The sequence below is a fragment of the Azohydromonas lata NBRC 102462 genome, assembly GCF_001571085.1.
Classification (GTDB): Bacteria; Pseudomonadota; Gammaproteobacteria; order Burkholderiales; family Burkholderiaceae_C; genus Azohydromonas; species Azohydromonas lata.
Genome location: NZ_BCTC01000084.1, coordinates 1 through 15,403 on the forward strand (window position 1 = coordinate 1; position 15,403 = coordinate 15,403).

The window sequence follows — 15,403 nt, forward strand, 5'->3', positions numbered from 1 at the left end:
GGGCGGCACGGCTTGCACCGTGCCGCCCCGCTGGTGAAGCGCGCTGATCAGGCGATCAGCCCTGCTTCAGCCCGCATTCAGCGAGCGGCGACGTACATCGTGATTTCGAAGCCGAAACGCAGATCGGTCGCGCAGGGGGTTTGCCATTGCATGTGAAGTCTCCTTTTCTGGTCAGTGGGCGCGGCCTCTTTGGCGATGACCGCGGGAACGTCGTTCCAGGCGCCATCTTCCGGCGGGGGGCCTGGGCGCCACAGGCCCGCGGTCTGCATTCCGGCCTCATGAAAATCATGAATCTGCGCGCGTCTCAGGGTCTGCCCGCACGCATGGCTACCATCCCGGGCGTGTCCGAACCCAATCCCACCCCCGACCTGGCCCCGCTGCGCACCCACGGCTTGCCCGTGGGCCACGGGCACGTACTGCACGTGCAGGAGTGGGGCGCTCCCGACGGGCTGCCCGTGCTGCTGCTGCACGGCGGCCCCGGCTCCGGCTGCAGCCCGCTGCTGCGCCGCGGGTTCGACCTCACGAAATACCGGCTGATCTGCCCCGACCAGCGCGGCGCCGGCCGCAGCACGCCGCGCGGCGGCCTGGTGCACAACACCACCGCCAAGCTGTTGGACGACCTCTGGCTGCTGCGCCGCCGCTTGGGCGTGGAGCGCTGGCTGGTGGCCGGCGGCTCCTGGGGCGCGACGCTGGCGCTGCTGCACGCGCTGGACCAGCCCGAGGGCGTGCTGGGCTTGCTGCTGCGCAACACGTTCCTGGCGCGCGAGGCCGACATCCGCGGCTTCTTCGAAGGCGCTCCCGCCGCGCTGGCCCAGGGCTGGGCGGGCATGCCAGAGCTCGAAAGCGAGGCGGCGCAGGCGCTGGCCATCGAATGGTGGCGCTGGGAGCGGCTGCGCTGCGGCCAGTCGGACGAGGCGCAAACCCCCGCCGGCGAGGCGCTGGAGGCGCTGGTGGACCGTTACCGCGTGCAGTCCCACTTCCTGCGCGAGGGCTGCTGGCTGCAGGAGCCGCCGCTGCTGGATCGCCTGGCCGCGCTGCCGCAAGTGCCGTTGCGCCTGCTGCATGGCGAGCAGGACGCCGTCTGCCCCGCCGGCGGTGCGCGGCTGCTGCAGGCCGCCGTGCCCTGGGCCGAGCTTGAAATGCTGCCCGGCGTGGGCCACGACCCGGCGCACCCGCTGCTGCAGGCCGCGCAGCGCCGCGCGCTGGACGCCTTTGCCGGGCGCGGCGATTTCGGTCCGCCGGGAGACGCGGTGTGAGCGCGGTGGAGCAGCCCGCGGCCCAAGGCACGCCGTCCGCCGATGCGGCACAGCCGGCGGCCATGGCCCGCCCGCGCCGCTTCACCTGGGGCCTGCGCGCGCAGGTGAACACGCTGGTGGGCGTGCTCACGCTGCTGTTCGTGGCCTGGCTGCTGGTGCTCAAGGTGAACAACCTGCGCGACTCGGTGAAAGAGGAGGTGGTGGCCGCCAACCGCGTCGCCGCGCAACTGCTCAACCGCACCGCATGGCTCTACACCGCGCAGGGCACGCCGGGGATGCTGAGCTTTCTCAACGGCTTGGGCCGCGTGCGCTCCAACGAGATCACGCTCACCGACGGGCAGGGCCGCGTGCTTTACACCTCGCCGCCCTCGACCTACAAGCTGGGCCGCGACGCACCGGACTGGTTCGAGCGCTACATCGCTCCGGAGCCGCTGATGCAGGCCTACGAGTTTCCGGACGGGCGGCTGCAGATCACCGCGAACCACTCCCGCGCCGCGCTGGACGCCTGGGACGTCGTGGTGCAGTTCACCGCCATGGCGCTGGGCCTGCTGCTGGCGCTCAACGTGCTGGTGTTCTGGCTGGTTGGGCGGGCCGTGCGCCCCTTCGGCCGCATAGAGCGCGCGTTGGGCGAGCTGGAGTCCGGCCGCTTCGACGTGCGGCTGCCGCCGCTGCGCGGGCGCGAGGCCGCCGCCATCGGCAGCGCCTTCAACCGCATGGTGGCGCAACTGCGCGCGCACATAGACACCGAAAAGCGCGCCGTGCTGGCCGAGCGCCGCTTGGGCGACAGCCGCGAGCTGGCGCGCTGGCTGGACCACCACATCGAGCAGGAGCGGCGCACCATCGCGCGCGAGCTGCACGACGAATTGGGCCAGTCCGTCACCGCCATACGCTCGCTGGCGCTGGCCGTGGCGCGCCGCGTGGACGACGCCGAGGCGCGCCAGGCCGCGCAGCTCATTGCCGACGAGTCCTCGCGCCTGTACGACGCCATGCACGGCCTCATCCCGCGCCTGGCGCCGCTGGTGCTGGACAGCATGGGCCTGAGCGCCGCGCTGCAGGACCTGGTGGAGCGCACCCGCCGCGCCCACCCCGGGCTGCAATTGAGCCTGCAGCAGCCGCCGGAGCTGGCGCCGCTGGAGGCCGAGGCCGCGCTGGCCCTGTATCGCGCCGCCCAGGAAGGCCTCACGAACGCGCTGCGCCACGGCGCGGCCACGCGCATCGAGCTGCGGCTGTGGGTGGAGGGCGGCGAGCTGCGCCTGCGCTTGCGCGACGACGGCCGTGGCCTGCCCGCACAGTGGCAGGAGCGCCCCGGCCACCACGGCCTGCGCTGGCTGGACGAGCGCGTGGGCAGCCTGGGTGGGCGCATGAGCGTGCAGCCCGCCGCGCCGCAAGGGGTGGAATTGGAAGTCTGGCTGCCGCAGCGCCCGCCGGTGGCGGCGGCCGACCTGGGCGAACCGGCCGAGGAGGCGCGCAGCCCCTGGGCCGGCCCCATCAAGAAGGACAAGGAGACGCCGTGATGTCACGGCCGCAAGCCATGAAAAGGGAGGCGCCGTGACGCGGGTGCTGCTGGTGGACGACCACGCGCTGGTGCGCATGGGTTTTCGCATGCTGCTGGCCGATGCCGGCATGGAAGTGGTGGGCGAGGCCGGCGACGGCGAGCAGGGCTGCCAGCTCTACGCCTCGCTGCGGCCGGACGTGGTGCTGATGGACCTGTCCATGCCGGGCATGGGCGGGATGGAGGCGGTGCGCCGCCTCATTGCGCAGGATGCGCGCGCGCGCATCCTGGTGCTGTCGGCGCACGAGGACACGGCGCATCCGCAGCGCGTGCTGCGCGCCGGCGCGCTGGGCTACCTGGCCAAGCGCGTGGCGCCGGACGAGCTGGTGGCCGCCGTGCGCGCCGTGGCCGCGGGCAAGCGCCACGTGGACGCGCGCACCGCGCAGGCGCTGGCGCTGGCGCAGCTCGAAGGCGACGCCAGCCCGGTGGAGCTGCTCTCCGAGCGCGAGTTCGCCGTGTTCATACAGCTCGCGCGCGGGCGCAGCGTGGCGCAGATCGCAACGGACCTGAAACTTTCGCCCAGCACCGTGGGCACGCACCTCTACCATGTGAAGCAGAAGCTCGGCGCGGGCAACCAGTCCGAGCTCACCCTGGTGGCGCTGCGCTGGGGCCTGATCCAGGCCTGAGGCGGGCTGTCGGCGGCCAAGGGAGTCGGGCTCTTGAGAATGCGTCGCGTCCCGTCCGCGTTGTCATGGACAAGGGCCCTGGCCGGATGATGGCCGGCCGAAAATCACAAACCTCGCTCACAACAACCGACAAGGAGTGCTCCCCATGAAGGGTGATCCGCAAGTCATCGACTTCCTCAACGCCCAGCTCAAGAACGAGCTCACGGCCATCAACCAGTACTTCCTGCACTACCGCATGCTCAAGCACTGGGGCTTCGACCGCATGGCCAAGCATGAGTACGAGGAGTCCATCGAAGAGATGAAGCATGCGGACAAGATCATTGACCGCATCCTCATGCTCGAAGGCCTGCCCAACCTGCAGGACCTGGGCAAGCTGCTCATCGGCGAGAACGCCATCGAAGTGCTGAGCTGCGACCTCAAGCTGGAAATCGGCTCGGCCGTCGTCCTGCGCGACGCCATCCAGCACTGCGAGTCCGTGCGCGACTACGTCACGCGCGACCTGCTCACCGACATCCTGGACGACACCGAGGAACACATCGAGTACCTCGAAACCCAGATCGACCTGGTGGGCCAGGTCGGCGAGCAGAACTACCTGCAGTCGCAGATGAAGCCTCACGGCGACTGACGCGGCAACGCCTCCCGCCGCGCGGCGCATCCGGCACCGCAGCACTCCTGCCGGACCGGCCGAGCGGCTGGCACCCACGGGCTCCTTCGGGAGCCCGTTGTTTTTGGGGAACCAGCCGGACGCCGCCTCTTTTTGTGACCGAGCAGTCATGAGTTCGCCGGTTTTCTGCGGCGATCTCGCGGATTGCGGCCTTTTACACGGGGCTTCGCCTCGTCGTTGCCAGGGAATACTTGCTGAGAAGCGTTCTCATTTGCGATACTGGACGCACTTCTTCAGTGAGTGCCGCCATGATCGTCTGCCTGTGCCACCGAATCAGCGACCGCGATATCCGCGAGGCGGTCCGCACGGGCACGCGTGATTTCGAGACGCTGCAGGACGACACCTGCATCGCCCGCAACTGCGGCTGCTGCCAGGACTGCGCGGTGGAGACGTTTGAAGAGGCGCTGGCCAAGCACGCCGCCTCCACCAGCATCGCCGCCGTGACGGGCCCGCTGCCGGCCCCCGTGCCCGCCGCGCCGCGCCGGCCGGTGATTTCGCTGATGCCGGTGTGACCGCCCGCTGAAAGCACCCTTTTCAAGCACCGATGCCCGCTCTTGAGCGGGCATCGTCGTTTTCAGCGGGCCGTTCAGCTCGCGGCAGCGCCTCAAGCTTTCGCCGGAATCCGCAGTACTTGGCCCGGATAGATCTTGTTCGGGTCCGACAGCATGGGCTTGTTGGCCTCGAAGATGCGCATGTAGTCGTTCGCGCTGCCGTAGTACTTGGCGGAAATTTTCGACAGGTTGTCGCCCGACGCCACGGTGTGGAACTGCGCCGGCTGCTGCTCGGGGGAGGCGGCGGCCTGGGGCGCGCCGGCCACGGTGAGCTGGTCCGTCACGGCCGCCACGTGCTGCACGTTGCCGCAGGCCAGCAGCACCTTCTCCTTGGTTGCCTGGTCCGGCGCCTGGCCGGCTACGGTGGCGGTGGAGGTGGCGCCGTCGAAGGTGACCTGCAGGTTCTGCACCTGCAGGCCCAACTGCTGCACGTAGTGCTCTATGGCGTCGCCCGCCTGCTGGTTGAGCGCGGCCACGTCGGCCTGGGTGGGCGCCGCGGCCGGGGCGGCGGCAGCGGCCGCTTTGTCGTCGCCACCGCGGTGGAACAGCTTCTCGCCGGCTTCCTTGACGAAATTGATCAGACCCATGGGCATGCCTCACTTGGCGTTGGAGATGCCCCGCCGTCAGCAGGCGGCGTGCCCCGGGCGGCCCGGGGTCAAGCGCGGATACGGCTGTGACGCGGCGGCTGCCGGCCGTCACGGCCCGGCGCAGCCGGATTCAAGGCCGCCGCAATCCTTTTCAGGCGGCGGTGAGCATGCCGCGCTGCTCGATGAACTCCACCACGTCCTGCAGGCCCTGCCTGGTGCGCAGGTTGGTCATGACGAAGGGACGGTTGGGACGCATGCGGCGCGTGTCGGCCTCCATCACCGAGAGGTCGGCGCCGACGTGGGGCGCGAGGTCGGTCTTGTTGATGACGAAAAGGTCGCTCTTGGTGATGCCCGGGCCGCCCTTGCGCGGGATCTTCTCGCCCGCGGCCACGTCGATGACGTAGATCGTCAGGTCCGACAGCTCGGGGCTGAAGGTGGCGGCCAGGTTGTCGCCGCCGGACTCGATGAAGACGATGTCCGCGTCGGGGAACTTCTCCAGCATGCGGTCCACGGCTTCCAGGTTGATGGAGGCGTCCTCGCGGATGGCCGTGTGCGGGCAGCCGCCGGTTTCCACGCCCACGATGCGCTCGGGGTCCAGCGCGCCGGCCACGGTGAGCAGGCGCTGGTCTTCCTTGGTGTAGATGTCGTTGGTCACCACCACCAGGTCCCAGCGCTCGCGCATGGTCTTGCACAGCATCTCGACCAGGGTGGTCTTGCCCGACCCCACGGGGCCGCCCACGCCCACGCGCAGCGGCGGGAGTTTCTTGGTGCGGTTGGGGATGGCGTGCAGCTTGTTCATCACTTCGTTTTCGGTTTCAGGAGCGGAAGAGGCGGGAGTACTGGGTCTCGTGGCGGGCCGAGAGGATGGCCAGCATGGGCGTGAAGGCTTGGCGGCGGGCGTCGTCCAGGCTCATGGCGTGGGCCACGGCGGCGGGAATGTCCCTGGACAAGGCGGCCAGGATGCGCTGCCCCGCGCTCTGGCCCAGCGGGACGGCCTTGAGCGCGGCCTGCACCAGGTTCTCGGCCCAGCCGAAGGCGTGCGCCACCAGCGTGGGCTCCAGCGCCGCGCCGCCGCGGGCCGCGCCCAGCGCCCAAGCCACGGGCCAGGTGGGCGGCTTCAGCGCGGCGAGCTGCGCCAGGCGCGGATCGCTGGCCGCGTCGGCCTGGTTGCGCAGCCACTCCAGCATGGAGCGGCCCATCTGCTCGGCCTGCTGGCGCAGCTCGCTGCTCTCGCGGGTGAGCAGCACCCAGTCGTTGAGCTCGCGGATGCGCGATTCGTCACCCGCCTGCCAAGCCGCATGCGCAGTGGCGACCACGGCCAAGTCGGCGCGGGAGAGGGACAGGTGGAGCTGGTCGAGCAGCCAGGCGCGGGCCTGCTCCTCGTTGGTGACCAGGCCGGTGTCGACGGCCGCTTCCAGCGCCTCGGAGTAGCTGAAGCCGCCTACCGGCAGGGCCGGCGAGGCCAGCCACAGCAGGTCCAGCAGGGCGCCCGGCGCCATCAGTGGTCGTGTCCGCAGCCGGGGCCGTGCACGTGCGGCACAGGCGCGGCGGCCACGGGAATGCCCAGCGGCTTGCCGCGCGACGGGGCCGCGGCGGGGGCGGGAGCGGGTTCGTGCTTGTGGTCGTGCGCGTGGTCGTGACCGCAACCCGGGCCGTGCACGTGGCCGTGGTCCTGGCTTTGCGCGGGGCTGTGGCCGTGGTCCTGCGAGTGGTCGTGGCCGCAGCCCGGGCCATGCACATGGCCATGGTCCTGGCCGTGCGCGTGATCGTGGCCCTGCGCAGGGCCGCCCGCCGCGTAGGCCCCGCTCTCGGGTTCGAAGGCCGACTGCGCCTCGCTCACCTGCAGCCCCATCTGCTGCAGCATCTGCGCCAGCACGTGGTCGGGCTCCAGCTTGAGCAGCTCGGGTTGCAGTTCCAGTTGCACGTGGCGGTTGCCCAGGTGGTAGGCGGCGCGCAGCAGGGCGAAGGGTTCGGCGGCGCGCACTTCCAGCACGGCTTGCGGTGCGGCCTGGACGAGCACCAGCGAGCCGTCCTCGGCCACGAGCACGTCGCCGCCGCGCACCACGCTGCCGCGGGGCAGGAAGACGCCGAGCTGGCGGCCCTGGCTGTCGGTGGCTTCGAAGCGGCTCTTCTGGCGCGTGTCCCAGTCGAGCTCGACGGTGGCGGCGCGGCGGCGCAGGGCGGGCGCCAGCGATTGGCCGCGGGGCAGGAGTTTGTTGACGGTCAGCATGGGGCGGCAGTATGCAGTGCGTCTGCCGGCCGCCCTGGCGGGCGGGGCATGGCGGAAGAAGTCAAAAAAGGTCTGTGGCGCTTGGGCGAATCACGCCCGCGGCCGGTCCGAAAACGCCGTGAGCAGCCCAAGCGCGATGAAGGACGATCCGGCGATGCGCCGCCCCCAGCGCGCCTGCGCCACGCCGCGCTGCAGCCGCGGCGCCAGCACGCTCGCGCCCAGCACGTAGAGCAGGTCGGTGCTTGCCGCCACGGCCACGAACAGCCCGCCCAACAGCAGGCTTTGCGGCAGCACCGCGCCTTGCGGGTTCATGAACTGCGGCAGGAAAGCGGCGAAGAACAGCGCCGTCTTGGGGTTCAGCAGCGCGACCACGAACCCGTCGGCGAACACGCGGCGGTGGCTTTGCGCCCGCACCTGCGGCGCGCCGGCCGTCGCATCGCCCTGGCGCCACAGGCGCAGGCCCAGGTAGATCAGGTAGGCCGCCCCGAGCCACTTCACGACCGTGAAGGCCGCGGCCGACACCGCGAACAGCGCCGCCAGCCCAAGCGCGGCGCCGGCCGCGTTGCCCAGGTTCCCGAGCGCCACGCCCGCCACCGAGGCCAGCCCGCTGGCGCGCCCCTGCGCCAGCGTGCGCGTGAGGATGTAGACGACGGCCGGCCCCGGCGTCAGCGCCAGCACCAGGCTGGCGCCGAGGAAGGCGAAGAGCAGCGGCGTGGAGGGGAGGAGAAGGGTGTCCATGGAGAGATGCTGAACCCGGCGGCCAGCCGCCGGTTGAATGACCCCGTCAGAACAGGAAATACCGCTGCGCCATGGGCAGCACCTGGGCCGGCTCGCAGGTCAGGAGCTGGCCGTCGGCGCGGACCTCGTAGGTTTGGGCGTCGATTTCCATGTGCGGCGCGTAGCCGTTGCGCACCATGTCGGCCTTCCTCACCGTGCGGCAGCCGCGCACGGCCGAGAGCGTCTTGCGCAGGTTGAGCCGGTCCAGCGCACCGCCGCCCAGCGCCGCCTGCGACACGAAGGTCAGCGACGTGGCCGACAGCGCGCCGCCGAAGGCGCCGAACATGGGCCGGTAGTGCACGGGCTGCGGCGTCGGGATGGACGCATTGGCGTCGCCCATGGCCGCCGTGGCGATGAAGCCGCCCTTGAGCACCAGGCTCGGCTTGACGCCGAAGAAGGCGGGCTTCCACAGCACCAGGTCGGCCCACTTGCCCACTGCTATGGAGCCCACCTCGTGCGAGATGCCGTGCGCCAGCGCCGGGTTGATCGTGTACTTGGCCACGTAGCGCTTCACGCGCTCGTTGTCGTTGCGCGCGGAATCACCGGCGAGCGGTCCGCGCTGCACCTTCATCTTGTGCGCCGTCTGCCAGCAGCGGATGACGACCTCGCCCACGCGGCCCATGGCCTGCGAGTCGGAGCTGAACATGCTGATGGCGCCCAGGTCGTGCAGCACGTCCTCGGCGGCGATGGTCTCGCGGCGGATGCGGCTCTCGGCGAACGCCAGGTCCTCGGCGATGGACGCGTCCAGGTGGTGGCACACCATGAGCATGTCCAGGTGCTCGTCCAGCGTGTTGACCGTGTAGGGCCGCGTCGGGTTGGTGGAGGAGGGCAGCACGTTGGCTTCGCCCACCACCTTCATGATGTCCGGCGCATGGCCGCCCCCCGCGCCTTCCGTGTGGAAGCTGTGGATGGTGCGGCCCTTGAAGGCGGCGATGGTGTCCTCGACGAAGCCCGACTCGTTGAGCGTGTCGGTGTGGATCGCCACCTGGGTGTCGGTTTCCTCGGCCACGCCCAGGCAGCAGTCGATCGCCGCGGGCGTCGTGCCCCAGTCCTCGTGCAGCTTCAGGCCCAGCGCGCCGGCCTCGATCTGCTGGCGCAGGCCCTCGGGGCGGCTGGCGTTGCCCTTGCCCATGAAGCCGATGTTCATGGGGAAGGCCTCGGCCGCCATCAGCATGCGGGCGATGTTCTCGGGGCCGGGCGTGCAGGTGGTGGCGAAGGTGCCGGTGGCCGGGCCCGTGCCGCCGCCGATCATGGTCGTGACGCCGGAGTTCAGCGCCTCGTCGATCTGCTGCGGGCAGATCCAGTGGATGTGCGTGTCGATGCCGCCGGCCGTGACGATCATTCCCTCGGCGGCGATGATTTCCGTGCCCGGGCCGATGACGATGTCCACGCCCGGCTGCACGTCCGGGTTGCCCGCCTTGCCGATCGCCGCGATGCGGCTGCCGCGCAGGCCGATGTCGGCCTTGACGATGCCCCAGTGGTCCACGATCAGCGCGTTGGTGATCACGCAATCGACCGCGTCCGCCGCGCCAGGGCCGTTGGGCCGCTGGCCCTGGCCCATGCCGTCGCGCACGGTCTTGCCGCCGCCGAATTTCACTTCCTCGCCGTAGCCGCCCGCGGCCAGGGTGAAGTCCTTTTCAACCTCGATCAGCAGTTCGGTGTCGGCCAGTCGCAGCCGGTCGCCCACGGTGGGGCCGAGCATTTCGGCGTAGGCACGCCGGGAGATGTTTGCCATTCAGAGCTTTCCTTGGACGAGGCCTCTGAAACCCCAGACTTCGCGCGTGCCGGCGTAGTCCACCAGTTCCACCGTGCGCTGCTGGCCCGGCTCGAAGCGCACCGCCGTGCCGGACGGGATGTTCAGCCGCATGCCGCGCGCGGCCTCGCGGTCGAATCGCAGCGCGCCGTTGGTCTCGGCGAAGTGGTAGTGGGAGCCGACCTGGATGGGGCGGTCGCCCGCGTTCTCCACCACCAGCACCAGCGTGCGCCGGCCGGGGTTGAGCTCCAGCTCGGCGCCGTCGTCGGTGATGAGCTCGCCGGGAATCATTTGCGACGCGTGCTCCACAGCGCCGCGGCCACCACGGCGGCCAGCACCACGTAGCCCACCGCATCGGTCGAATGCCAGTGCGCCGCACCCGGCAGGCCGTGGCCCTCGTGTGCCTGTGCCAGGCCGGCAAAACCGGCCAGCGTCGCGATCAGGAGTTGCTTCATTCTTGTGCCTCGTCCTTGTTGTTGCACTGATTTAGTGCGTTGTCAGGCAATGGGTTGGTGCACGGTCACCAGTTTGGTGCCGTCAGGGAAGGTGGCCTCGACCTGGATCTCAGGAATCATCTCGGCGACGCCGTCCATCACGTCGTCGCGGGTGAGGAGGGTCTTGCCTTCGCCCATGAGCTGCGCCACGGACTTGCCGTCGCGCGCGCCTTCCATGATGGCCGCGCTCAGCAGCGCGACGGCCTCGGGGTAGTTGAGCTTCAAACCGCGGGCGCGGCGCCGTTCGGCCAGCAGCGCGGCGGTGAAGATCAGCAGCTTGTCTTTCTCGCGGGGCGTGAGTTCCATGGGCCGGGCTTTTAGCACGATGGATGCCGGACATCCCCCCAATGGGGGAGACTTGGTGCGTTTCTTGAACGGCAAGGCGGTTGAGCTTGACCACACCCATGCAGTCCCCGCCTTCCCCCGCCGCCGCTCCTGCCGCCGGTGAGCCGCTTCAGCGCGTCGTCAAGATCCGGCGCGACTACAACGCCTGGGTGGCGCGCGAGTCCATGGAGGACTACGCGCTGCGCTTCACCCCGCGCGCCTTCCGGCGCTGGAGCCCCTGGCGCGTGGCGCAGACGGCGTTCGGCGCGTCGTCCTTCCTGGTGCTGGAGGCCGTGGGCGCCACGCTGCTGGTCCAGCACGGGTTCACGAATGCGGCGCTGGCCATCCTCGTCACGGGATTGATCATTTTTCTGGCCGGGCTGCCCATCAGCGTCTACGCCGCGCGCCATGGCGTGGACATGGACCTGCTCACCCGCGGCGCCGGCTTCGGCTACCTGGGCTCCACGGTCACGTCGCTGGTCTACGCCTGCTTCACCTTCATCTTCTTCGCGCTGGAAGCGGCGGTCATGGCCTACGCGCTGGACCTCGTCTTCGGCCTCCCGCCGGCCTGGGGCTACCTGCTGTGCTCGCTGGTGGTGATTCCGCTGGTCACGCACGGCGTCACCACCATCAGCCGGCTGCAGCTCTGGACGCAGCCGCTGTGGCTCGTGATGCTCATCGCGCCCTACGTGGTGGTGCTGCGCGAGCAGCCGGCGCTGCTGCAGGGTTTCATGCAGCACGCCGGGCCGGACGGCAGCGCGGGCTTCAGCTGGCTGGGCTTCGGCACCGCGGTGACGGTGGGCAGCGCGCTCATCCTGCAGATGGGCGAACAGGCGGACTACCTGCGCTTCATGCCCGAGGCCAAGCCGGGCCGGCGCGGGCGCTTCAACTGGTGGGCGGCCGTGCTCATGGGCGGGCCGGGATGGGTGATTCCTGGCGTCTTGAAGATGCTCGGCGGCGCGCTGCTGGCGCACCTGGCGCTCACGCACATGGTGCCGCTGGAGCTGGCCGTGGACCCGAGCCGCATGTACCTGGCGGCCTACGAGTTCGTCTTTCCGCACTACGGCTGGGCGGTGGCCGCGACGGGGCTGTTCGTGGTGGTGTCGCAGCTCAAGATCAACGTCACCAACGCCTACGCCGGGTCGCTGGCCTGGAGCAACTTCTTCTCGCGCGCCACGCACAGCCATCCGGGGCGCGTGGTGTGGATGGTGTTCAACACCCTCATCGCGCTGGCGCTGATGGAGATGGACGTGTTCCAGGCCCTGGGCCACGTGCTGGGCCTGTTCGCCAACGTGGCGGTGGCCTGGATCATGGCCGTGGTGGCGGACCTGGTGGTCAACAAGCCGCTGGGCTGGTCGCCGCCGGGCATCGAGTTCCGCCGCGCGCACCTGTACGACGTCAACCCCGTGGGCGTGAGCGCCATGGGGCTGGCCTCGGTGCTCTCGGTGGCCGCCCACCTGGGCGCCTTCGGCGCCGGGGCGCAGGCGTTTTCGGCGCTGATCGCCATGGTCACCGCGCTGGTGACCTCGCCCCTGGTGGCCCGCGCCACGCGCGGCCGGTTCTATCTCGCACGCTCCCCGCAGGAGGCGCCGTGGACGGCGGAGAAGGCGGCCCAAGCCAGGCCCGCCGGTGAGCCCAAGGCTGGCGACGCCAAGGCGGCCAGCGCCAAGCCCGCCCAGGCCGCCGCGGCGCCGGACAAGCCGTTGAAAGGCGTGCGCTGCGTGGTGTGCGAGCGCCGCTACGAGCCTGACGACATGGCGCGCTGCCCCGCCTACCAGGGCTCCATCTGCTCGCTGTGCTGCACGCTGGACGCGCGCTGCGGCGACCTGTGCAAGCCGCACGCGCGGCTGGATGCGCAATGGGAGCGGCTGCTGCGCGCGCTGCTGCCGCGCGGCGTCTATGCCTATCTGGACAAGGGCCTGGCGCCCTACCTGCTGGCGGCACTGCCCGGCGCGCCGCTGCTGGCGCTGGCGCTGTGGCTGCTGCACCGCCACGCCGCCGCAGGCGGCAGTTTCATCAGCGAAGCCTTGCTGGGGCTTCCGGCGGCCGGGATGGTGCTGTGGTGGCTGGTGCTGGCGCAGCGCAGCCGCGCCCTGGCGCAGGAGGAAAGCCGCCGCCAGACCGCCGCCCTGCAGCGCGAGATCGAGGCCCACCACCGCACCGACGCCGCGCTGCAGCAGGCCAAGCGGGCGGCGGACGCGGCCAACCAGGCCAAGAGCCGCTACATCAGCGCCATCAGCCACGAGCTGCGCACGCCGCTGAATTCCATCCTGGGCTACGCCCAACTGCTGGAGGACGACGCCAACATGCCCCCGCGCCGCCAGCACGCCGTGCAGGTGATACGCCGCGGCGGCGAGCACCTGCTGTCGCTGATCGAGGGCACGCTGGAGCTCTCGCGCATCGAGAGCGGCCGGGTGCAGCTCCACGTGAAGCCCATGGCGCTGCGCGAGGCGGTGGGCGAAATCGCCCGCCTTTTCGAGCTGCAGGCCACGGCCAAGGGCCTGGACTTCCGCACCGAGATAGACACCGCCATGCCGCCGTGGGTGCGGGCGGATGAGCGCCGGCTGCGCCAGGTGCTGATCAACCTGCTGGGCAACGCCGTGAAATTCACCGCCGCGGGCAGCGTCACGCTGCGCGCCCGCTATGCGCGGCAGATGGCCCTCTTCGAAGTGCAGGACAGCGGCCCCGGCATGAACGCGCAGGAGCTGGAGCGGGTGTTCGACCCCTTCGAGCGCGGCAGCGCCGCGGGCGGCGGCTCGGGGCTGGGGCTGACCATCGCGCGCATGCTGGTCATCCTCATGGGCGGCGAGCTGACCGCGCGCAGCACGCCGGGCGAGGGCAGCACGTTCACGCTGAAACTCTTCCTGCCCCAGGTGGACGCGCCGCCGCCGCAGGCCGTGCGCGGCGCGCGCCGCGGCTACCTGGGGCCGCGCCGCAAGCTCATGGTGGTGGACAACGAGGCGCCGGACCGGGAGCTGCTCTTGAATCTGCTGCAGCCGCTGGGTTTCGAGATTCACCAGGCCGCCAGCGGTCCCGAGGCCATCGCGCTGTGGCCCACGCTGCGGCCGGACGCCCTCTTCATGGACCTGGCCATGCCCGGGCTGGACGGCTGGCAGACCCTGCAGCGCCTGCGCGCCCTGGGCCTGGCCGACGATGCGCCCGTGGCCATCGTCTCGGCCAACGCGTTTGACCGCGGCCTGGACAACGACCCCGGCGTACGCGCGCGCGACTTTTTCGTCAAACCCGTGCGCGTGGACGATTTATTGGACTGGCTGGAGCGGCGGTTGAAGCTGGCGTGGATTGAGGAGCTGCCCGTGCACCCAGCGCCGGCGCCCGCTTTGCCGGCAGCCGCGGCGTCGCAGCAGGCGCCGGCCGCCGAGCCGGAGCCCGCACGCGCCGCGCCGGTCCCGGCCACCGCGGCCGCGCCGGCTGATCCCGCGTGGCGCCCCGATGTGAAACTGCTGCGCGCGCTGGATGAAGCCTTGCGCCTGGGCCATGTGCGCGGGGCGAGGGCGGCGCTGGAGCGCATTGCCGAATCCGACCCACAACAAGGGCCTGCCTTCGCGGCCCCGCTGCGCGCGCTGCTGCAGCGTTTCGAGCTGGACGCCCTGGCGGGCGCCGTGCGCAAGACCCTGGAAGCCCAAGATGAACAAGGTGCCTGAGCTGGACAGAGGAGCCGGCGTGGTGCTGGTGGTGGACGACGTGCCGGACAACCTGGCGCTGCTGCACGACGCGCTGGACGAGGGCGGCTACACCGTGCTGGTGGCCACCTCCGGCGAGCAGGCGCTCACCCGTGCCACGCAGGCCGACATCGTGCTGCTGGACGCCGTGATGCCCGGCATGGACGGCTTCGAAGTCGCCCGCCGCCTGCGCGCCGACCCGCGCACCGCCGCCACGCCCATCGTCTTCATGACCGGGCTGACCGAGAGTGAGCACCTCGTGAAGGCCTTCGCCGCCGGCGTGAACGACTACGTGACGAAGCCGCTGCGCACGAGCGAGGTGCTGGCGCGCATGGCCGCGCACCTGCACAGCGCCCGCTCGCAGACGCAGGCGCGGCGGGTGCTGGACGCCTTCGGCCACGCCAGCGTGGTGCTGCGCGCCCGCGACGGCCGCCTGGTGTGGCAGACCGCGCTGGCCCGCCAGCTCCTGGCCGAGTTTTTCACGGGTGACGACGCTCCCGGGCCCGACGGTTCAGCCCCCGCGCCGCTGCGTGCCTGGCTGAACGTAAAACCCGCGCTGGGCGCGACGCTGGCCGTGACGCAGGCCGCCCGCCGCCTGACTTTCGTGCTGCACGAAGCCATGGGCGAGGACGAATGGCTGCTGGTGCTGCGCGAGCAGAACGACACCGCGACGATTGCCGCGCTTGGGCCGACCTTTGGCCTCACGGCACGCGAATCCGAAGTGCTTTATTGGGTGCTGCAGGGCAAGACCAACCGCGATATCGGCGACATCCTGGGCACCAGCCCGCGCACGGTGACCAAGCATTTGGAGCACGTGTTCGAGAAATTGGGCGTCGAAACGCGCACGGCGGCGGCGGCGCTGGTGGTGAAAAGGCTGGGGCCGCTGGCGACGGCAGCGGGGCGGTGAGA

Annotated in this window: 17 protein-coding genes; 7 read left to right on the forward strand and 10 right to left on the reverse strand. The window is 70.8% G+C overall.

Going from position 1 to position 15,403, the window contains the following annotated elements; all coding sequences use genetic code 11:
* Positions 1–77 precede the first annotated feature (77 nt).
* Entirely contained in the window at positions 78–152 is a 75-nt protein-coding gene (gene pqqA, locus ALA01S_RS33355) for a pyrroloquinoline quinone precursor peptide PqqA (protein WP_157119204.1), read from the reverse strand.
* A gap of 171 nt (positions 153–323) precedes the next feature.
* Here pqqA and ALA01S_RS22660 point away from each other — a divergent pair, with 171 nt between their 5' ends.
* The 5 genes from ALA01S_RS22660 to ALA01S_RS22680 all read left to right on the forward strand — a co-directional run bounded on the left by ALA01S_RS22660 (position 324) and on the right by ALA01S_RS22680 (position 4,610).
* Positions 324–1,256, forward strand: a complete 933-nt coding sequence (locus ALA01S_RS22660; RefSeq protein WP_084267830.1) for an alpha/beta fold hydrolase — start codon at positions 324–326, stop codon at positions 1,254–1,256.
* Complete coding sequence (locus tag ALA01S_RS22665; RefSeq protein WP_238455904.1) at positions 1,253–2,770, forward strand: HAMP domain-containing protein; 1,518 nt, start codon at positions 1,253–1,255, stop codon at positions 2,768–2,770. The genes ALA01S_RS22660 and ALA01S_RS22665 overlap by 4 nt, the downstream gene beginning before the upstream one ends.
* 34 nt (positions 2,771–2,804) lie before the next feature.
* On the forward strand, positions 2,805–3,434 hold the full coding sequence (locus ALA01S_RS22670) for a response regulator (protein ID WP_084267831.1): 630 nt from the start codon (positions 2,805–2,807) through the stop codon (positions 3,432–3,434).
* 145 nt (positions 3,435–3,579) lie between these two features.
* Complete coding sequence (bfr, locus tag ALA01S_RS22675) at positions 3,580–4,059, forward strand: bacterioferritin (RefSeq protein WP_066341370.1); 480 nt, start codon at positions 3,580–3,582, stop codon at positions 4,057–4,059.
* Positions 4,060–4,346: 287 nt separating this feature from the next.
* Positions 4,347–4,610, forward strand: coding sequence for a (2Fe-2S)-binding protein (locus ALA01S_RS22680; RefSeq protein WP_084267832.1), 264 nt, complete (start codon positions 4,347–4,349; stop codon positions 4,608–4,610).
* Between the two features lie 92 nt (positions 4,611–4,702).
* Here the strand turns inward: ALA01S_RS22680 and lysM are convergent, their stop codons facing one another.
* The 9 genes from lysM to ureA form a co-directional block, all read right to left on the reverse strand.
* Entirely contained in the window at positions 4,703–5,236 is a 534-nt protein-coding gene (lysM, locus tag ALA01S_RS22685; protein ID WP_066341372.1) for a peptidoglycan-binding protein LysM, read from the reverse strand.
* Between the two features lie 151 nt (positions 5,237–5,387).
* A complete protein-coding gene (gene ureG, locus ALA01S_RS22690) occupies positions 5,388–6,035 on the reverse strand; it encodes an urease accessory protein UreG (protein ID WP_066341373.1) in 648 nt (215 codons plus the stop codon).
* A 16-nt stretch (positions 6,036–6,051) separates the two neighbouring features.
* Positions 6,052–6,735: an urease accessory protein UreF gene (locus ALA01S_RS22695; RefSeq protein ID WP_066341374.1), complete on the reverse strand. Its 684-nt coding sequence runs from the start codon at positions 6,733–6,735 to the stop codon at positions 6,052–6,054.
* Positions 6,735–7,466 (reverse strand): urease accessory protein UreE, encoded by a 732-nt coding sequence (ureE, locus tag ALA01S_RS22700; protein ID WP_066341375.1) that lies wholly within the window; start codon positions 7,464–7,466, stop codon positions 6,735–6,737. Before ureE ends, ALA01S_RS22695 begins: the two co-directional genes overlap by 1 nt.
* Before the next feature lie 90 nt (positions 7,467–7,556).
* On the reverse strand, positions 7,557–8,204 hold the full coding sequence (locus ALA01S_RS22705; protein ID WP_066341376.1) for a LysE family translocator: 648 nt from the start codon (positions 8,202–8,204) through the stop codon (positions 7,557–7,559).
* Positions 8,205–8,250: 46 nt separating this feature from the next.
* Positions 8,251–9,978: an urease subunit alpha gene (gene ureC, locus ALA01S_RS22710; protein WP_066341378.1), complete on the reverse strand. Its 1,728-nt coding sequence runs from the start codon at positions 9,976–9,978 to the stop codon at positions 8,251–8,253.
* Positions 9,979–10,287, reverse strand: a complete 309-nt coding sequence (locus ALA01S_RS22715; RefSeq protein ID WP_066341380.1) for an urease subunit beta — start codon at positions 10,285–10,287, stop codon at positions 9,979–9,981. It lies immediately after the preceding gene.
* Positions 10,284–10,451, reverse strand: a complete 168-nt coding sequence (locus ALA01S_RS33360; RefSeq protein ID WP_157119203.1) for a hypothetical protein — start codon at positions 10,449–10,451, stop codon at positions 10,284–10,286. The genes ALA01S_RS22715 and ALA01S_RS33360 overlap by 4 nt, the downstream gene beginning before the upstream one ends.
* A gap of 42 nt (positions 10,452–10,493) precedes the next feature.
* Entirely contained in the window at positions 10,494–10,796 is a 303-nt protein-coding gene (ureA, locus tag ALA01S_RS22720; protein ID WP_066341382.1) for an urease subunit gamma, read from the reverse strand.
* 98 nt (positions 10,797–10,894) lie between these two features.
* On the opposite strand from ureA, the gene ALA01S_RS22725 reads away from it, so the two are divergent.
* Together ALA01S_RS22725 and ALA01S_RS22730 are read left to right on the forward strand one after the other, a co-directional pair.
* A complete protein-coding gene (locus ALA01S_RS22725; RefSeq protein WP_066341384.1) occupies positions 10,895–14,476 on the forward strand; it encodes a hybrid sensor histidine kinase/response regulator in 3,582 nt (1,193 codons plus the stop codon).
* A complete protein-coding gene (locus ALA01S_RS22730; RefSeq protein WP_066341386.1) occupies positions 14,460–15,401 on the forward strand; it encodes a response regulator transcription factor in 942 nt (313 codons plus the stop codon). The genes ALA01S_RS22725 and ALA01S_RS22730 overlap by 17 nt, the downstream gene beginning before the upstream one ends.
* The last annotated feature ends 2 nt before the right edge of the window (positions 15,402–15,403 follow it).